The sequence below is a fragment of the Marinobacter sp. C1S70 genome, assembly GCF_000475355.1.
GTDB classification, from domain to species: Bacteria; Pseudomonadota; Gammaproteobacteria; order Pseudomonadales; family Oleiphilaceae; genus Marinobacter; species Marinobacter nauticus.
In genome coordinates, this window is record NZ_AXBW01000019.1 from 33,410 (window position 1) to 47,500 (window position 14,091).

General features: G+C 58.5%; 16 protein-coding genes. 9 read left to right on the forward strand and 7 right to left on the reverse strand.

What is annotated here, in order from left to right:
• Nucleotides 1–136: 136 nt before the first annotated feature.
• The 9 genes from ispD (at nucleotide 137) to Q669_RS06695 (ending at nucleotide 7,862) form a co-directional block, all read left to right on the forward strand.
• Nucleotides 137–838: a 2-C-methyl-D-erythritol 4-phosphate cytidylyltransferase gene (gene ispD / locus Q669_RS06655; protein WP_022991693.1), complete on the forward strand. Its 702-nt coding sequence runs from the start codon at nucleotides 137–139 to the stop codon at nucleotides 836–838.
• A gap of 34 nt (nucleotides 839–872) precedes the next feature.
• Entirely contained in the window at nucleotides 873–1,352 is a 480-nt protein-coding gene (gene ispF, locus Q669_RS06660; protein WP_022991694.1) for a 2-C-methyl-D-erythritol 2,4-cyclodiphosphate synthase, read from the forward strand.
• A complete protein-coding gene (gene truD / locus Q669_RS06665) occupies nucleotides 1,349–2,404 on the forward strand; it encodes a tRNA pseudouridine(13) synthase TruD (RefSeq protein ID WP_022991695.1) in 1,056 nt (351 codons plus the stop codon). The genes ispF and truD overlap by 4 nt, the downstream gene beginning before the upstream one ends.
• A gap of 20 nt (nucleotides 2,405–2,424) precedes the next feature.
• A complete protein-coding gene (surE, locus tag Q669_RS06670) occupies nucleotides 2,425–3,195 on the forward strand; it encodes a 5'/3'-nucleotidase SurE (RefSeq protein WP_022991696.1) in 771 nt (256 codons plus the stop codon).
• Nucleotides 3,192–3,848: a protein-L-isoaspartate(D-aspartate) O-methyltransferase gene (locus Q669_RS06675; protein WP_022991697.1), complete on the forward strand. Its 657-nt coding sequence runs from the start codon at nucleotides 3,192–3,194 to the stop codon at nucleotides 3,846–3,848. Before surE ends, Q669_RS06675 begins: the two co-directional genes overlap by 4 nt.
• Nucleotides 3,848–4,837, forward strand: coding sequence for a DUF368 domain-containing protein (locus Q669_RS06680; protein ID WP_022991698.1), 990 nt, complete (start codon nucleotides 3,848–3,850; stop codon nucleotides 4,835–4,837). The genes Q669_RS06675 and Q669_RS06680 overlap by 1 nt, the downstream gene beginning before the upstream one ends.
• Before the next feature lie 275 nt (nucleotides 4,838–5,112).
• Entirely contained in the window at nucleotides 5,113–5,898 is a 786-nt protein-coding gene (locus Q669_RS06685; RefSeq protein ID WP_022991699.1) for a peptidoglycan DD-metalloendopeptidase family protein, read from the forward strand.
• Nucleotides 5,899–6,092: 194 nt separating this feature from the next.
• Nucleotides 6,093–7,091 carry an RNA polymerase sigma factor RpoS gene (gene rpoS, locus Q669_RS06690; protein ID WP_011784446.1) on the forward strand — a complete coding sequence of 333 codons (999 nt, stop codon included), beginning with the start codon at nucleotides 6,093–6,095 and terminating at the stop codon, nucleotides 7,089–7,091.
• 195 nt (nucleotides 7,092–7,286) lie between these two features.
• The gene (locus Q669_RS06695) at nucleotides 7,287–7,862 is read left to right on the forward strand and encodes a chalcone isomerase family protein (protein ID WP_011784447.1); all 576 of its coding nucleotides are present in this window, start codon (nucleotides 7,287–7,289) and stop codon (nucleotides 7,860–7,862) included.
• Nucleotides 7,863–7,933: 71 nt separating this feature from the next.
• On the opposite strand, the gene nth is transcribed toward Q669_RS06695, so the two are convergent.
• The 7 genes from nth to rsxA are packed head-to-tail and all read right to left on the reverse strand — an operon-like array spanning nucleotide 7,934 to nucleotide 14,087.
• A complete protein-coding gene (gene nth, locus Q669_RS06700) occupies nucleotides 7,934–8,572 on the reverse strand; it encodes an endonuclease III (protein WP_014421910.1) in 639 nt (212 codons plus the stop codon).
• A gap of 16 nt (nucleotides 8,573–8,588) precedes the next feature.
• Nucleotides 8,589–9,305 (reverse strand): electron transport complex subunit E, encoded by a 717-nt coding sequence (locus tag Q669_RS06705; protein ID WP_022991700.1) that lies wholly within the window; start codon nucleotides 9,303–9,305, stop codon nucleotides 8,589–8,591.
• Between the two features lie 2 nt (nucleotides 9,306–9,307).
• Nucleotides 9,308–10,009 (reverse strand): electron transport complex subunit RsxG, encoded by a 702-nt coding sequence (rsxG, locus tag Q669_RS06710; protein WP_031211407.1) that lies wholly within the window; start codon nucleotides 10,007–10,009, stop codon nucleotides 9,308–9,310.
• A gap of 2 nt (nucleotides 10,010–10,011) precedes the next feature.
• Nucleotides 10,012–11,064: an electron transport complex subunit RsxD gene (rsxD, locus tag Q669_RS06715; protein WP_031211406.1), complete on the reverse strand. Its 1,053-nt coding sequence runs from the start codon at nucleotides 11,062–11,064 to the stop codon at nucleotides 10,012–10,014.
• 20 nt (nucleotides 11,065–11,084) lie between these two features.
• Entirely contained in the window at nucleotides 11,085–12,914 is a 1,830-nt protein-coding gene (rsxC, locus tag Q669_RS06720; protein WP_022991703.1) for an electron transport complex subunit RsxC, read from the reverse strand.
• Complete coding sequence (rsxB, locus tag Q669_RS06725; protein ID WP_022991704.1) at nucleotides 12,914–13,492, reverse strand: electron transport complex subunit RsxB; 579 nt, start codon at nucleotides 13,490–13,492, stop codon at nucleotides 12,914–12,916. The genes rsxC and rsxB overlap by 1 nt, the downstream gene beginning before the upstream one ends.
• A 13-nt stretch (nucleotides 13,493–13,505) precedes the next feature.
• Nucleotides 13,506–14,087: an electron transport complex subunit RsxA gene (gene rsxA / locus Q669_RS06730; protein ID WP_014421904.1), complete on the reverse strand. Its 582-nt coding sequence runs from the start codon at nucleotides 14,085–14,087 to the stop codon at nucleotides 13,506–13,508.
• Nucleotides 14,088–14,091: the final 4 nt, after the last annotated feature.

Sequence of the window (14,091 nt, forward strand, 5' to 3'; positions counted from 1 at the left end):
GTGCGAGCGCCGGGGAGTGTCTCTCCGGGAACCGCTACAAGCACATCCATGTGCGCTTCTCTCAGGCCATCCCTGGCCTTCGAAATTCCCGGAGAGACACTCCCCGACGCTCACCTGACCTTTGAAGTGCCGTCCCATGAAAAATGCAGATCTTTGGCTTATTGTCCCCGCCGCCGGTATCGGCCAGCGCATGAACGCCGAATGCCCCAAGCAATACCTCAAAATCAATAACCGTTTCATCCTGGATATCACCCTGTCCCGTTTGTTGGACAACGCCCCGTTTAAAGGTTGTATGGTGCCGCTGAATCCGCAGGACCACTGGTGGCCGGAGAGTGAGTCGGCGAGGGATGATAGGGTGCAGACCTGTACTGGGGGCAAAGAACGGGCGGATTCGGTGTTGTCGGCTCTGGTAGCCCTGGAGGGGCAGGCGGCGGATAATGACTGGGTGCTGGTACATGATGCGGCGCGGCCCTGTGTTCATTCTGAAGATCTGTCCCGTCTGATTGAGACCTTGTCTGAGCATCCGGTGGGTGGTTTGCTGGCTGCGCCGGTGGCGGACACGTTGAAGCTTGCCGAGGCGGGATCATTGCCGGTGGTGAGTGAGACCATTGACCGGAGTCGGTTGTGGCGGGCATTGACGCCGCAGATGTTCCGGTTCGGAGCGTTAAAACAGGCGTTGTCATTTTGTCTGGAACGTGGCCAGGCGATTACGGATGAGTCCTCTGCCATGGAGTTTTCCGGTAACATGCCGGTTCTGGTGGAAGGGCGCCCGGATAATCTGAAGATTACGGTCCCCTCGGATCTGGCGCTGGCGGAGTTTATTCTCGAGCGTCAGTGATTCCCTGCATTATGTTCTGTTTTCGGAGATGATCATGCGCATTGGTCAGGGCTTTGATGTTCATGCCTTCTGTGAGGGCGATTCTGTCATTCTTGGGGGTGTGACAATTCCCCATAGCCACGGTCTGAAGGCGCACTCGGACGGGGATGTTCTGTTGCATGCGCTTGCGGATGCGCTGTTGGGTGCGGTGGCGCTGGGTGATATTGGCCATTTCTTTCCGGATTCCAGCGAGGAGTGGGCCGGCGCAGACAGCCGCGACTTGTTGCGGCGGGTGGTGCAGCGGGTGCTGGATGAGGGCTACGCGGTTACCAATATTGATTCCACAATCATTGCCCAGGCGCCGAAAATGGCGCCCCATATCGAGGCGATGCGGATGAACATTGCCGAAGATCTGGGCGTGCCTGCTAATCGGGTGAGCGTGAAAGCCACCACCACAGAAAAGCTTGGCTTTACCGGGCGAGGGGAAGGCATTGCCTGTCAGGCGGTGTGTCTGCTTGAGGCGGTTTCCCAGTGAGTGAGGATTCTCAGTGGCTGTTGGACTGGCCGGTGTCTGGCGGAGCCCGGGTTGGTCGTGCTGAACTGAAAACGTCGCCAGAGGATTTCCGGGTTACGGAGTTGCTCTGGCCGGAGCGGGAGGACGATGCCGCGGCGTCAGGTCCGGTTGAGGTATCCGGCGACGGTGAGCACCTTTGCCTGCGGCTGGAGAAAACCGGTGACAATACCGAGTACGTCGCCCGGGAGCTGGCGGCACTGGCGGGCTGTCGTTCTTTCGATGTTGGTTTCTGTGGCCTGAAAGACCGGCATGCGGTGACGGTTCAGTGGTTCAGTCTTTATCGGCCTGGCCAGGAAGCGGACGATCAGGCGTTGATGGCAGAGGTTGGCCAGCGTTGGCCGGTTCGGGCCGCGGTTCGCCATTCCCGCAAACTGAGGCGCGGCGATCATCAGGCCAATGGTTTTGAGATTGTGCTGCGCAATGTGACGGGCCAGCGCGAGCTTGTGGAAGCCGGGCTTGCGCGGTTGGCGAGTAAGGGCGCCCCCAATTATTTTGGCCCCCAGCGGTTCGGTTTTCAGGGAGCGAATCTCGACAGTGCTGTACAGATTGACCCCTCGCGGCTCAATCGTAAGCGCGGACGCGCTGGCAGAAGCGCGTCGAAAAACGTATTGTACTTTTCGGCGGCACGTTCCTGGCTGTTCAATCAGGTACTTGCGGAGCGGGTCAGCAATCGAACCTGGACTGAGGTGTTGCCGGGAGAGCCGGAACCCTCAGGTGCCGGGCCAACCGGACCACTGTGGGGCGATGGCGGTACGCTGGCCTCGGGCAAGCAGGAAACCCTTGAGCGTGGCGTGGTGGATGCCTGCCCGGGGTTGGCCAGGTTGTTCCAGTCCACCCGCATGAAACCGGAGCGTCGCCCCCTGGTAGCCCGCCCGGGAGAGTTCAAATGGCAGTGGCTGGATACCACCACTCTGCGAATTCAGTTTGTGTTGTCGCCCGGGCAATATGCCACAACGGTATTGGGTGACCTTTTCGAGCTTGAGGACCTGAGCCTCAGCCGTGATAACAAGTAGTATGGCTAGCGGAGATAATTGTGCGAATTCTGTTGTCCAACGACGATGGCGTTCATTCGCCGGGTCTGGTGGCGCTGTATGAGGGTCTGAAGGGCCTCGGGGAGCTGGAAGTTGTTGCCCCGGACCGGGATCACAGCGGTGCCAGTAATGCCCTGACACTGAACCGACCTCTTACGGTAGAGCAGCACCCCAATGGTTTCCGGTCTGTCGACGGAACGCCGACAGATTGCGTACACCTGGCCGTTAACGGTTTGTTCGACACGGCGTTTGATCGGGTGGTGTCGGGCATCAATACCCACGCCAATCTTGGTGATGACATCATCTACTCGGGCACAGTGGCTGCTGCTACCGAAGGGCGCCATCTGGGGCTGCCTGCCATTGCTGTATCGCTGGTCAACAATGGCCACTTCCATTACGACACGGCTGCCCGGGTAGTGCGGCTGTTGCTGGAGTACAAGCAGGCCCTGAAACTGGGCCCCCGTTCCATACTCAATGTAAATGTGCCGGATCTGCCCTGGGAACAGCTTAGCGGGTTCCGCGTGACCCGTCTGGGGCACCGTGAACGGGCCGAAGGTGCGGTGCCGATGACCTGCCCGAGAGGCAAGCAGCGATACTGGATAGGGGCAGCGGGGCAGGGTGGAGACGCAGGCCCGGGTACGGATTTTCATGCCGTGCGTGAGGGCTATGTGTCCATTACCCCGGTTCACATCGATATGACCCGGCACGAAGCCTTGTCCGGCCTCAGGGAATGGGTTGACGGTCTGGATATGAGTACCGGAGGTCAGCCATGACGGCCCAGCTCGAAGGCATTGGTATGACCTCACGGCGCACGCGCATGCGTCTGGTGCAGCGTCTGCGTGAGGGGGGAATAGAGTCTGACCGGGTGCTTGAGGTGATTGGCCAGGTGCCCCGGCATATCTTTCTGGATGAAGCGTTGTCGCACCGGGCCTACGAGGATACCTCGCTGCCTATCGGGCATGGCCAGACTCTTTCCCAACCCTACATCGTCGCCCGGATGACTGAGCTGTTGCTGGCCCATGCGCCGCAACGGGTGCTGGAACTGGGGACCGGCTCCGGCTACCAGACGGCCGTGCTTTCGCAACTGTTCCCCGAGATCTACAGTGTTGAGCGTATCCGCCCGCTCCAGGATCGCGCCCGGGACCGGCTGCGCCAGTTAAACGTGCGCAATGTCCTGCTTAAACATGCGGATGGTGGTATGGGCTGGCCAGAACGAGGGCCCTTCGATGGCATCATCGTAACGGCAGCCCCGGTGGAAGTTCCCAGAGAACTGCTGGATCAGCTGGCCGATGGTGGCGTGCTGATAGCCCCGGTGGGGAAAGAGAATCAGGTGTTGGTTGAGATTATCCGCAAAGGCAATCGCTTTGAGCGCCACAACCTTGAACCGGTGCATTTTGTGCCTTTGTTGGGTGGAGTTATCCGTTAATGTCAGAACCGTCGGTGTCGGAAACAGACCAGAACCAGACTGAGTATCATCATCGCCTGCCTGCGATATTCCTGAGGGGCATGGCGATGGGTGCCGCGGATATTGTGCCAGGTGTTTCCGGTGGCACCATTGCCTTCATCACCGGTATCTACTTCCGCCTGCTGGAGGCCATCAGTGCCGCGCCCGTAGCCTTTGTGCGCCAACTGGTGCGGGGTAATCTGGCCGGCTTCTGGCGAGCCATCGACGGAACATTTCTGGTGTGCCTGCTGGCGGGAATTGTCTCGAGTATTGCCAGTCTGGCCTCTGTTATTACCTGGTTGCTCGAAACCCAGCCGGTTCTGATATGGAGCTTTTTTTTCGGTTTGATCGTGGCCTCGGTCTGGCATGTTGGTCAGCAGATCCAGCGCCCTCGGGCCGGTTTGCTCATGCCGTTTGTGGCGGGGGCTGTCTTTGCCTGGTGGGTGACGACCTTACCGGCCAGTGAACTTGCTCCCACGGGTATTGCCTTCCTTGGAGCTGGCGCGCTGGCCATCTGCGCCATGATTCTGCCCGGAATCTCTGGCAGCTTCCTGCTGTTGATTATCGGCATGTACGCCCCCGTTCTCGCCGCGATCAAAAATCTTGAACTGATCCATCTGGGGCTGTTTGTGCTGGGTTGCCTGATTGGGTTGTTGTCGGTTGCGCGCCTGATTACGCTGGCCTTTCGGCATTTTCACGACACAGTGTTAGCGCTGCTCACCGGCTTTATGGTGGGCGCCTTGAGTAAGGTTTGGCCCTGGCAGGAAACCCTCAGCTGGCGTACCAACAGTGCCGGGCATCAGGTACCGTTGAGCCAGACCCCGGTGACACCGGAAACCTGGACAACGCTTTACGGGCAGGATCCCCAGATTCTGCTGGCGGTGTTAATGGCGGCGCTCGGGCTGGCGTTGGTATTAGTGATTGAATTGGCCGGCAAAAAGGCAAGGCCTGCGGAGAGTGGTTCGGCCTGAGCAAGAGAAAACGTTACCTGGCGCACAAAAAGACTGTTCCCGAGGGTAACAATCCTGTGCACAGGGTAACTTGGAATTGCCCGATAATCGTGCAATATATTAGTAAGTTAGTCCTGAATGATAAGAAACTGGATAAAATCAGGGCGATTCTTAAGACGGATTTTTCATAACCGGGCAGCTTTTAATACGTGACTCTTTTTAACGGGCGCATTCAATTTGAGCATTTCCCCGTTTGGTGGTCTGAAGTCCCGGCTTCTGAGCGCCGGAGCCCTCCATTGTTCCGGGCCATGATGACTGCGCTCCTGGCCGTCGCTGTGCTTGTGCTCTCAGGCTGCAATACCAGTGCAATCTATCAGGACGATCTGTATAACCCTCCGGTTTACTGGGGCTCCCATGTGGTCAAAAAGGGCGAAACCCTGTATCGGATCGCCTGGCAGTACGGCCGGGACTACCGGGAGCTGGGTAATGCCAATGGCATCGGGCCGCCCTGGAATATTCGTCCGGGGCAGGTGCTTCGACTTGATCGCAAGGGCACGATCCCCCAGACCGCGCGGACGACCGCGCCCTCCAGGCCCGCGTCATCACCCCCTCCTTCCCGTTCAGGTGCCCGCGCGACGGTGTCGAAACCGGCAGCCAAACCCGCGACCTCCGCTCCGACGGCCAGGTCATCCGTTAGTCAGGTGGTGGCCAATGTGCGGTGGCACTGGCCGCATTCTGGCACTGTAATTGCAAACTTTTCTTCGTCTGGCAAAGTCAATAAAGGCATTGATATCGCCGGCAATCCCGGTGATGCTGTCAAGGCGGCGGCTGATGGAAGCGTGGTATACGCAGGAAACGGGTTGCTAGGTTATGGCAATCTGATTATCGTGAACCATAACGAACATTATTTGAGCGCCTACGCACACAATCGGAAAATTCTCGTAAAGGAAGGGGAGGGTGTGAAAGCTGGACAGGTAATCGCCGAACTGGGCAATACCGGAACCGACAAACCGAAGTTGCATTTCGAGATACGCAAGAATGGCAACCCGGTAGATCCATCCAGGTATTTGCCAAGGCGCTGAAAAACGCGCACGGGCCCGAGGCCCGGAGGGTATTACCCAACAGCCTGACTGAAACCGCGAAACAGAAGAACAAAAACGGCAACGGTAATTGCCAGCCAACAAGTAAATGTCCTGAAGAAAACCAAAACTGAAACACTCCCGGAATAAAAAGAAGTAGCGGGTGACAACAGGATTATTGAGAGGCGGGGTAAACAATGTCAGTAGAACAGGAAGATATCATCATTGATCGCGTAGCAGATCTGGAAGACGCCGACGATCAACTGTTAGCCGAAGACAAGCCTGAAAAAGCTTCTGCTGAAGACGAAACTGCAGAAGTCGAAGACGGATTTCCCGCACAGGGAAAGTACTACTCCAACCAGAAGCAGCTGGATGCCACTCAGCTGTACCTCAACGAAATTGGTTTTTCTCCCCTGCTTACTCCGGAAGAAGAGGTGTACTTCGCGCGGCTTGCCCGTAAAGGCGAAGAGAGCGGCCGTAAGCGCATGATCGAGAGTAATCTCCGGTTGGTGGTCAAGATTGCGCGCCGCTACGTCAACCGTGGGCTGACACTGCTTGATCTGATCGAGGAAGGCAACCTGGGGCTGATTCGGGCGGTTGAGAAGTTCGATCCCGAGCGTGGATTCCGTTTCTCCACCTACGCTACCTGGTGGATTCGCCAGACCATCGAACGAGCCATCATGAACCAGACCCGCACCATCCGTCTGCCGATTCATGTGGTCAAGGAATTGAACCTGTACCTGCGGGCCGCCCGTGAGCTGACCCAGAAACTGGACCATGAACCGACCGCGGAAGAAATTGCCCGCATGGTCGACAAGCCGGTTGACGACGTAAAACGCATGCTCGGCCTCAACGAGCGCGTTGCCTCCATGGACACTCCGATCGGGGCTGGCAGTGACAAGTCCCTGATGGATACCGTGGCCGATGAGGGCGCGTCGGATCCTGCGGATCTGCTGCAGGACAACAACATGTGTTCATGCCTGGAGAAGTGGATTGATCAGCTCAGCGACAAACAGCAGGAAGTGCTTTCCCGCCGTTTCGGGCTGAGGGGCTATCCCATCAGTACCCTGGAAGAGGTTGGCCAGGAGATTGGCCTGACCCGGGAAAGGGTGCGGCAGATTCAGGTGGAAGCCTTGCGTCGCCTGCGGGAGATCCTTGAGAAAGAGGGATTGTCCGGAAGTCTGCTGTTCAAATAGACTGGATTGACGAGATCAGTGAAAAAGCCGGCCATGGAAACATGGTCGGCTTTTTTGTTAAATGTGGCGGCAAATGAGAACCAGGTGGCGATCAGCCCGCAAAGTTCGTTGTTAGAATGGGCCACCGGGCAGATCTAGGGAGTCGCCCTGGTGTCGAATGAAACACTCAATAATAACGATCGAAAGGAAAGGACTATGAAGAAGGCTCTTACTGCAGGATTTGCATCCCTTTTGCTAACCGGTGTTCTGTCAGCCCCGGCTTCCGCCCTGACCGTAGGGGACGTCGATGTGCCCGATACCTATTCTGCCATGGGGCAGGAACTCAAGCTCAATGGCGCCGGCACCCGTTCCAAGTGGTTTATGGATCTTTATGTGGGTGGTCTCTATGTACCTGAACAGGTGAGCGATGGCGAAGCGGTTATCAACGCTGATGAGCCCCAGGCCATCACGCTGCACATTACCTCGGGGATGATCACCAGCGAGCGCATGACCGAGGCGACCATGGACGGCTTCAAGGCATCCACCGATGGTGACCTGTCTGCTATCCAGTCGGATGTGGACCAGTTCATGGCGGTATTCCAGGAAGAGATCACCGAAGGTGATGTGTTTGATCTGGTTTACCTGCCCGGCGAAGGCGTTCGCGTACTCAAGAACGGCGAGCAGAAAGATACCGTTGGTGGCCTGGAGTTCAAGAAGGCGCTGTTTGGTATCTGGCTGTCAGACAAGCCCGCCCAGGAAGACCTGAAAGAGAAAATGCTGGGCCAGCGTTGATCGCAACCCAGATCTGAAAAAGCCGGCATTCGCCGGCTTTTTTGTTCCTGTCAGTTCGCTTTCAAGACAGTTTACTGGTAGTCCCGCTTTTGCTTGAATTCGCACAGATCCTCAATTATGCAGGCGCCACATTTCGGCTTTCGGGCTGTGCAGGTATACCGGCCGTGCAGGATCAGCCAGTGGTGAGCGTCCATCAGGAACTCTTTCGGCACCAGCCTGACCAAGCGTTTCTCGACTTCCAGTACATTCTTGCCCGGCGCGATACCGGTACGGTTGGAGACCCGGAAAATGTGGGTGTCCACGGCCATGGCTGGCTGCCGGAACGCTGTGTTCAGCACCACATTAGCCGTTTTACGGCCGACGCCGGGCAAGGCTTCCAGGTCTTCCCGCCGGGCCGGGACTTCACTGCCGTGTTTCTCGATCAGAATGCGGCAGGTCTTGATCACATTCTCGGCCTTGCTGTTAAACAGGCCGATGGTCTTGATGTATTCCTTCAGGCCGTCAACGCCCAGGGCAAGAATGGCCTCGGGCGTGTTCGCTACCGGGAACAGCTTGTCGGTGGCCTTGTTCACGCCTACGTCTGTGGCCTGAGCGGAGAGAATGACCGCAATCAGTAGCTCAAATGGCGTGCTGTAATTGAGCTCTGTGGTCGGATTGGGGTTAGCCTCCCGCAACCGGGAGAAAATCTCGGTACGTTTTTCTTTGTTCATGCTGGCCCGATCTGGTTCAGGAAATAGTGCCGGTTACGCGCACACGTTTGCTACCTGTGCTGGCCGGAGCGGGTTCGGCGGCTTTTCTGCGTTCTTTGACGTGATTGTCGATGCCATTCTTCAGGGCAATCAACAACCCGAGGCCCACAAAGGCGCCTGGTGGAAGCACCATGAACAGCATGTCGGGGTACTGTTCGAACGGCCGGATGACCCAGTCCGCCGCCATGGGGCCGAGGAGCAGGTGCATGTCGGCGAACAACGTGCCCTGGCCGACCAGTTCCCTCATGGCGCCCAGCGTTATCAATACCGCCAGGAAGCCGATCCCCATCATGGCGCCGTCCAGAATGGCCGGTAACGGTGGATTCTTGGAAGCAAAGGCATCGGCACGGCCAAGAATGGCGCAATTGGTAACGATCAGCGGGATGAAGATGCCGAGAATCTGGTACAGCTCATAGGTAAACGCCTGCATCAGCAGTTCGGCGCAGGTTACGAACGAGGCAATGATCATGACGAACGCCGGCAGTCGAACGGATTCGCTGACGAAGTTCCGGATAAGAGAGACCGACAGGTTTGAGCCCATCAACACCAATAGTGTGGCCAGGCCCAGGCCGATGGCGTTGACGACCGTGCTGGTGACGGCAAGCAGCGGACACAACCCGAGAACCTGTACCAGGGCAGGGTTGTTGTGCCAGAGGCCATCCTTGATGATTTCGCTGGACGTTTTCGTGCTCATGATCAGGAGTGCTCCGCTGGTTGAGTATCGGCGGCAATGGCTTCCGGAGACAGGCGGCGTTTACCGGGCTCCGGGGGCGCGTTCACCCGTTCGCGGATGATCTCACGGTTCTGGCGAAAATAGACCAGGGTTTTCTGTACCGCTTTCACCACCGCTCTCGGAGTGATGGTGGCACCGGTGAACTGGTCGAAGATGCCACCGTTCTTCTTCACGTTCCAGGCGTTGGGGGCAGGATTACCGAGAGACTTACCGTCAAACCCATAGATCCAGTCAGACTTGCGGGTCTCGATACGATCGCCGAGCCCCGGTGTTTCCTTATGACTGGTGACCCGAACGCCCAACACCCGGCCTTGAAGATCCAGGCCAACCAACAGGCGGATATTCCCGGAGTAGCCGTCTGGCGCCACGGTGGGCAGTATCATGCCGATAGGTCGGCCGTCTTTTCGGGCAACCCAGGCCCGCAAGGGGCCTTCAACGGGTAGCCGCTCGCTGGCGGGCAGGGCGACCACATCTTTCAGCAGGTCATTATCATGCTGGCTTTCCGGAATAATCTCGAACAGTGCCCTGGCCTCGGCGCGGGCAGCCTGCTCCTGAATCCGGTCTTTGGTCAGCCCCTGAGTCAGGGCAATGGTGCCGCCGGTAATAATGGCAAACAGGCCCAGGCCGATGGCGCTTCGACGGATGGCGGTGGTTACTGCACTCATGGTCAACCTCCACTCCGGCCCGGGACACCCCGGCGGGCCTTGTGATGGCCGTAAGTGCGGGGTGGTGTGTAATGGTCGATAAACGGGACCGCGAAGTTCATCAGTAGCACGCTGAACGCGACTGCATCGGGATAGTTACCCCAACTGCGAATGAGGTACACCAGGATACCGATGCCGGCACCGTATATCAGCTTGCCCTGATGGCTGGTGGCTGCCGAAACCGGGTCGGTGGCAATAAAGAACGCGCCAAGCATGGTACCACCGGCCAGCAGGTGCAGTTGCAAAGGCGCGTACTGGTCGGCGTTGCTGCCAAAGGCCAGGCTCATGGCGGCAATACCGGCCAGGAAGGCAACCGGAATATGCCAGGTTATGATTCTAAGGGCGATCAGCAGGACGCCGCCGGCCAGGAAGGCCAGATTGACCCACTCCCAGCCCCGGGCAATCAGGTCGCCAAAGGTGGGGTGGCCGAGTACTTCCACTGACGTGTGACTGGCAATCTTGTGTTTGTATTCGTCCAGCGGTGTTGCCATGGTCCAGCCGTCGACGGCGGTCTGGCTTCCAGTGAAAATCTTCGCGAGGGTTTCACCTAAGCCGGGTGCGCCGCCCCAGAGCGTGGCCGCTTCGGCCCAGTTGGTGGTCATGGCGACCGGAAACGAGATCAATGCCAGGGCATAGCCCACCATGGCCGGGTTAAAGGGATTGGAGCCCAGACCACCGTACAGCTGCTTGGCCACTACGATTGCTGAGACCACGGCAATACCGGATACCCACCAGGGCGTGAACTGGGGCAGGGATAGCCCCAGCAGCAGGCCGGTGACCGCTGCGGTGTTGTCACGCAGGAAAAAGGCGACGGGTTTGCCGCGCAGCTTCAGGAAGGCGGCTTCAGAGCCCAGCGCCAGGGCAATGCACCAGATGACATTGATCAGGTTGCCCCAGCCAAAGAACAGAGTCTGGGCCAGCAGGCCGGGCAGAGCGGCCAGAATGACCCAGAGCATGACCTGTGACGTGGGCCGCGCGCGACGAGCGTGGGGTGAGGACTGTTGAACAAGAGCCATGAAGTTCCAGCCTGATTGAATTATTGAGACGACGCGGGTTCTTCCGCCACTTGCTTGCGAGCCTGATCAAGCGCCTGCTGAGCCCGTTGCACCCGATCATGGTTCTTGGCGACAGCACGTTCCAGTTTCTCAACATTATCCGCCTGCTGAGACCGGGCCTCATCGAGCATGCCCTGCATGGTGTTGAGCTTGGCTTCTGCCTGGGTGAGTTGCTTCTCCAGCGCCTCTATGTCGGGTTTGTCATCGGCCACTTCAGTGCTGCTCGGTACCGGTTGCTCTTTGGTGTCGGCGGCTGTTTTGGCCTTCTTGCGTTCCAGGGCCTGCTGTACCAGGGCGGCTTTGGCTGCCCGGTCGTCGCTTGCCTGGCCATCGGCGGCGGCCATTTCGGCTTCCGCCTGCTTTTTGGCCTGAGCTTCGGCAGCAGCCTTGGCCCGCTCCTTGCGCCGTAATTCCTTTTCCTGTTGCTCCCGTTCCAGGCGGGCCTGACGTGCCTCGAAGCGCTCGCGAGCGCGATCCGCTTTCAGCTGTTCCGCGCGCTGGGTGCGAATCTCGCCTTTGGCAAACCGATAGTACTGGACCAACGGAATGGAGCTGGGGCAGACGTAGGAACAGGCTCCGCATTCGATGCAGTCGAACAGGTTCAGGTGTTCTGCTTTCTCGAATTCACCCGCCTTGGAATACCAGAACAATTGCTGCGGCAACAGTTCCATGGGGCACGCCTCGGCGCACTGTCCACAACGGATGCACGGCTGCTCTGGCGGCGGAGCCGGCAGTTCTGCCGCGGTTGCCGCGATCACGCAGTTGGTGGTTTTTACCACGGGCACGGAATCGGTGGTCAGGGTATACCCCATCATGGGGCCGCCAAGAATCAGCCGGTCAAGACGTTCCTGCGCCATCCCTGTCGTTTCGAGCAGGTGATGGATCGGCGTGCCGATCAGGACTTCAAAATTGCCGGGTTCCCGCACCGCCTCGCCAGTAACGGTTACCACACGGGATATCAGCGGCTTGCCCTCAAAGACAGCACGGCCCACGGCGACTGCAGTTCCGATGTTCTGGCACATCACCCCGATATCGGCAGGAATACCGCCACTGGGGACTTCCTGGCCGGTCAGAATCTGTATCAATTGTTTTTCACCACCAGACGGGTACTTGGTGGGCACCACCGCAATTTCAATCTGAGTGCCCGCCACCGCCTTGCGCATGGCGGCAATGGCCTCGGGCTTGTTGTCTTCAATGCCGACAACGCACCGGGAAGGCCGGAGAATCCACGCCATCACTTTCAGGCCGGCAACCACCTCGGCGGCCTGCTCGCGCATGGTCATGTCATCGGCGGTGATGTAGGGCTCGCACTCCGCGCCGTTGAGAATCAGGGTATCGACCTTGCGATCCCTTGGTGGCCTCAGCTTGATATCGGTAGGGAAACCGGCGCCCCCCATGCCGGAAATGCCGGCCTCGCGAATTCGCTGCAGCACCGCTTCCCGCTCAAGTTGTTTGTAATCGTCAATCGGTGACAGGGCGCACCACTGGTCTTCGCCATCCGGTTTCAGTACCACGCACCAGTCCGCCATACCGGACGGGTGGGGAACCGGACGCTGTTCAATGGCTTCGATCACCCCCGAAGTGGGAGCATGCACCGGCACACCCATGCCATTGGTAACGTCTGCGATTTTCTGACCCTTGAGTACCCGGTCGTCCACCGCAACCACCAACTCTGCCGGTTCGCCAATGTGTTGTTGCAATGGCAATACCAGGCGATCGGGCATGGCGCCCTTGCGGATCGGGCGGGCCGTGGACTGATGCTTGTTCTCGGGCGGATGAATGCCGCCGGTGAAATCCCACAGCTGAGTCATCAGGCGCTGGCTCCCTGGCGATCGGTGGTGATGATTTGGGGCGCTGGAGGTGTCCAGGTCCAGGTACGGATATCCGGCTCAATGGTGATCATGTCGATGCAGTCCACCGGGCAGGGTTCCACGCACAAGTCACAGCCGGTGCACTCGCTCTCGATAACGGTGTGCATGTGCTTGGCGGCGCCCAGAATGGCGTCTACCGGGCAGGCCTGAATGCATTTGGTGCAGCCGATGCATTCATCCTCGCGAATAACAGCCACCCGTTTGGCCTGCTCGACACCGTGTTCTGCGTCCAGCGGTTGTGGCTCTACATCCAGCAGATCGGCCAGCGCCTTGATGGTGCTTTCACCACCGGGCGGGCATTTGTTGATGGCGTCGCCGTTGGCAATGGATTCGGCATAGGGCCGGCAGCCGGGGAAGCCACACTGGCCGCACTGTGTTTGCGGCAGCAGCGAATCAATCTGGTCTACCAGTGGATTGCCTTCAACTTTGAACCGTTCAGAGGCAAACCCCAGTAGCCCGCCAAAGACCAGGGCAAGCGCCAGCAGGACCACAACGGCAATCAGGAAACTCGTCCACATAACAACCGCTCCGTCAGACCGCGACCAGGCCGGTGAAGCCCAGGAAAGCCAGCGACATGAGCCCTGCGGTAATCATGCCGATAGCCGCGCCCCGGAAGGCCACCGGCACATCGGATACGGCAATGCGCTCGCGCATGGCGGCAAACAGCACCAGCACCAGGGAGAAGCCGACGGCGGCGCCAAAGCCGTAAAGCACAGATTCCACAAAGTTGTTGTTTTTGTTGAGGTTCAGGAGGGCTACACCCAATACCGCGCAGTTGGTGGTGATCAGGGGCAGGAAAATCCCGAGAACCCTATACAGCAGCGGACTGGTCTTGCGTACCACCATTTCGGTGAACTGTACCACCACCGCAATCACAAGGATGAAGGTGATGGTTTTCAGGAAAGCGAGATCCAGCGGGGCCAGCAGGTAGGTGTAGGCCAGATAACTGCACACCGACGACAGGGTCAGCACGAACGTGGTTGCCAGCGACATGCCCATGGCGGTTTCCAGTTTCCCGGAAACGCCCATGAAAGGGCACAGCCCAAGGAACTGCACCAGCACAAAGTTGTTCACCAGAATGGTGCTGACCAGAATCAGTAAATACTCTGTCATCGGA

Excerpts from the sequence above, each read along its gene's own strand:
- ispD (WP_022991693.1), top strand. The coding sequence starts at position 137 with ATGAAAAATGCAGATCTTTGGCTTATTGTCCCCGCCGCCGGTATCGGC.
- ispF (WP_022991694.1), top strand. The coding sequence starts at position 873 with ATGCGCATTGGTCAGGGCTTTGATGTTCATGCCTTCTGTGAGGGCGAT.
- Q669_RS06675 (WP_022991697.1), top strand. The coding sequence starts at position 3,192 with ATGACGGCCCAGCTCGAAGGCATTGGTATGACCTCACGGCGCACGCGC.
- Q669_RS06680 (WP_022991698.1), top strand. The coding sequence starts at position 3,848 with ATGTCAGAACCGTCGGTGTCGGAAACAGACCAGAACCAGACTGAGTAT.
- rpoS (WP_011784446.1), top strand. The coding sequence starts at position 6,093 with ATGTCAGTAGAACAGGAAGATATCATCATTGATCGCGTAGCAGATCTG.
- Q669_RS06695 (WP_011784447.1), top strand. The coding sequence starts at position 7,287 with ATGAAGAAGGCTCTTACTGCAGGATTTGCATCCCTTTTGCTAACCGGT.
- nth (WP_014421910.1), bottom strand. The coding sequence starts at position 8,572 with ATGAACAAAGAAAAACGTACCGAGATTTTCTCCCGGTTGCGGGAGGCT.
- Q669_RS06705 (WP_022991700.1), bottom strand. The coding sequence starts at position 9,305 with ATGAGCACGAAAACGTCCAGCGAAATCATCAAGGATGGCCTCTGGCAC.
- rsxG (WP_031211407.1), bottom strand. The coding sequence starts at position 10,009 with ATGAGTGCAGTAACCACCGCCATCCGTCGAAGCGCCATCGGCCTGGGC.
- rsxD (WP_031211406.1), bottom strand. The coding sequence starts at position 11,064 with ATGGCTCTTGTTCAACAGTCCTCACCCCACGCTCGTCGCGCGCGGCCC.
- rsxC (WP_022991703.1), bottom strand. The coding sequence starts at position 12,914 with ATGACTCAGCTGTGGGATTTCACCGGCGGCATTCATCCGCCCGAGAAC.
- rsxB (WP_022991704.1), bottom strand. The coding sequence starts at position 13,492 with ATGTGGACGAGTTTCCTGATTGCCGTTGTGGTCCTGCTGGCGCTTGCC.
- rsxA (WP_014421904.1), bottom strand. The coding sequence starts at position 14,087 with ATGACAGAGTATTTACTGATTCTGGTCAGCACCATTCTGGTGAACAAC.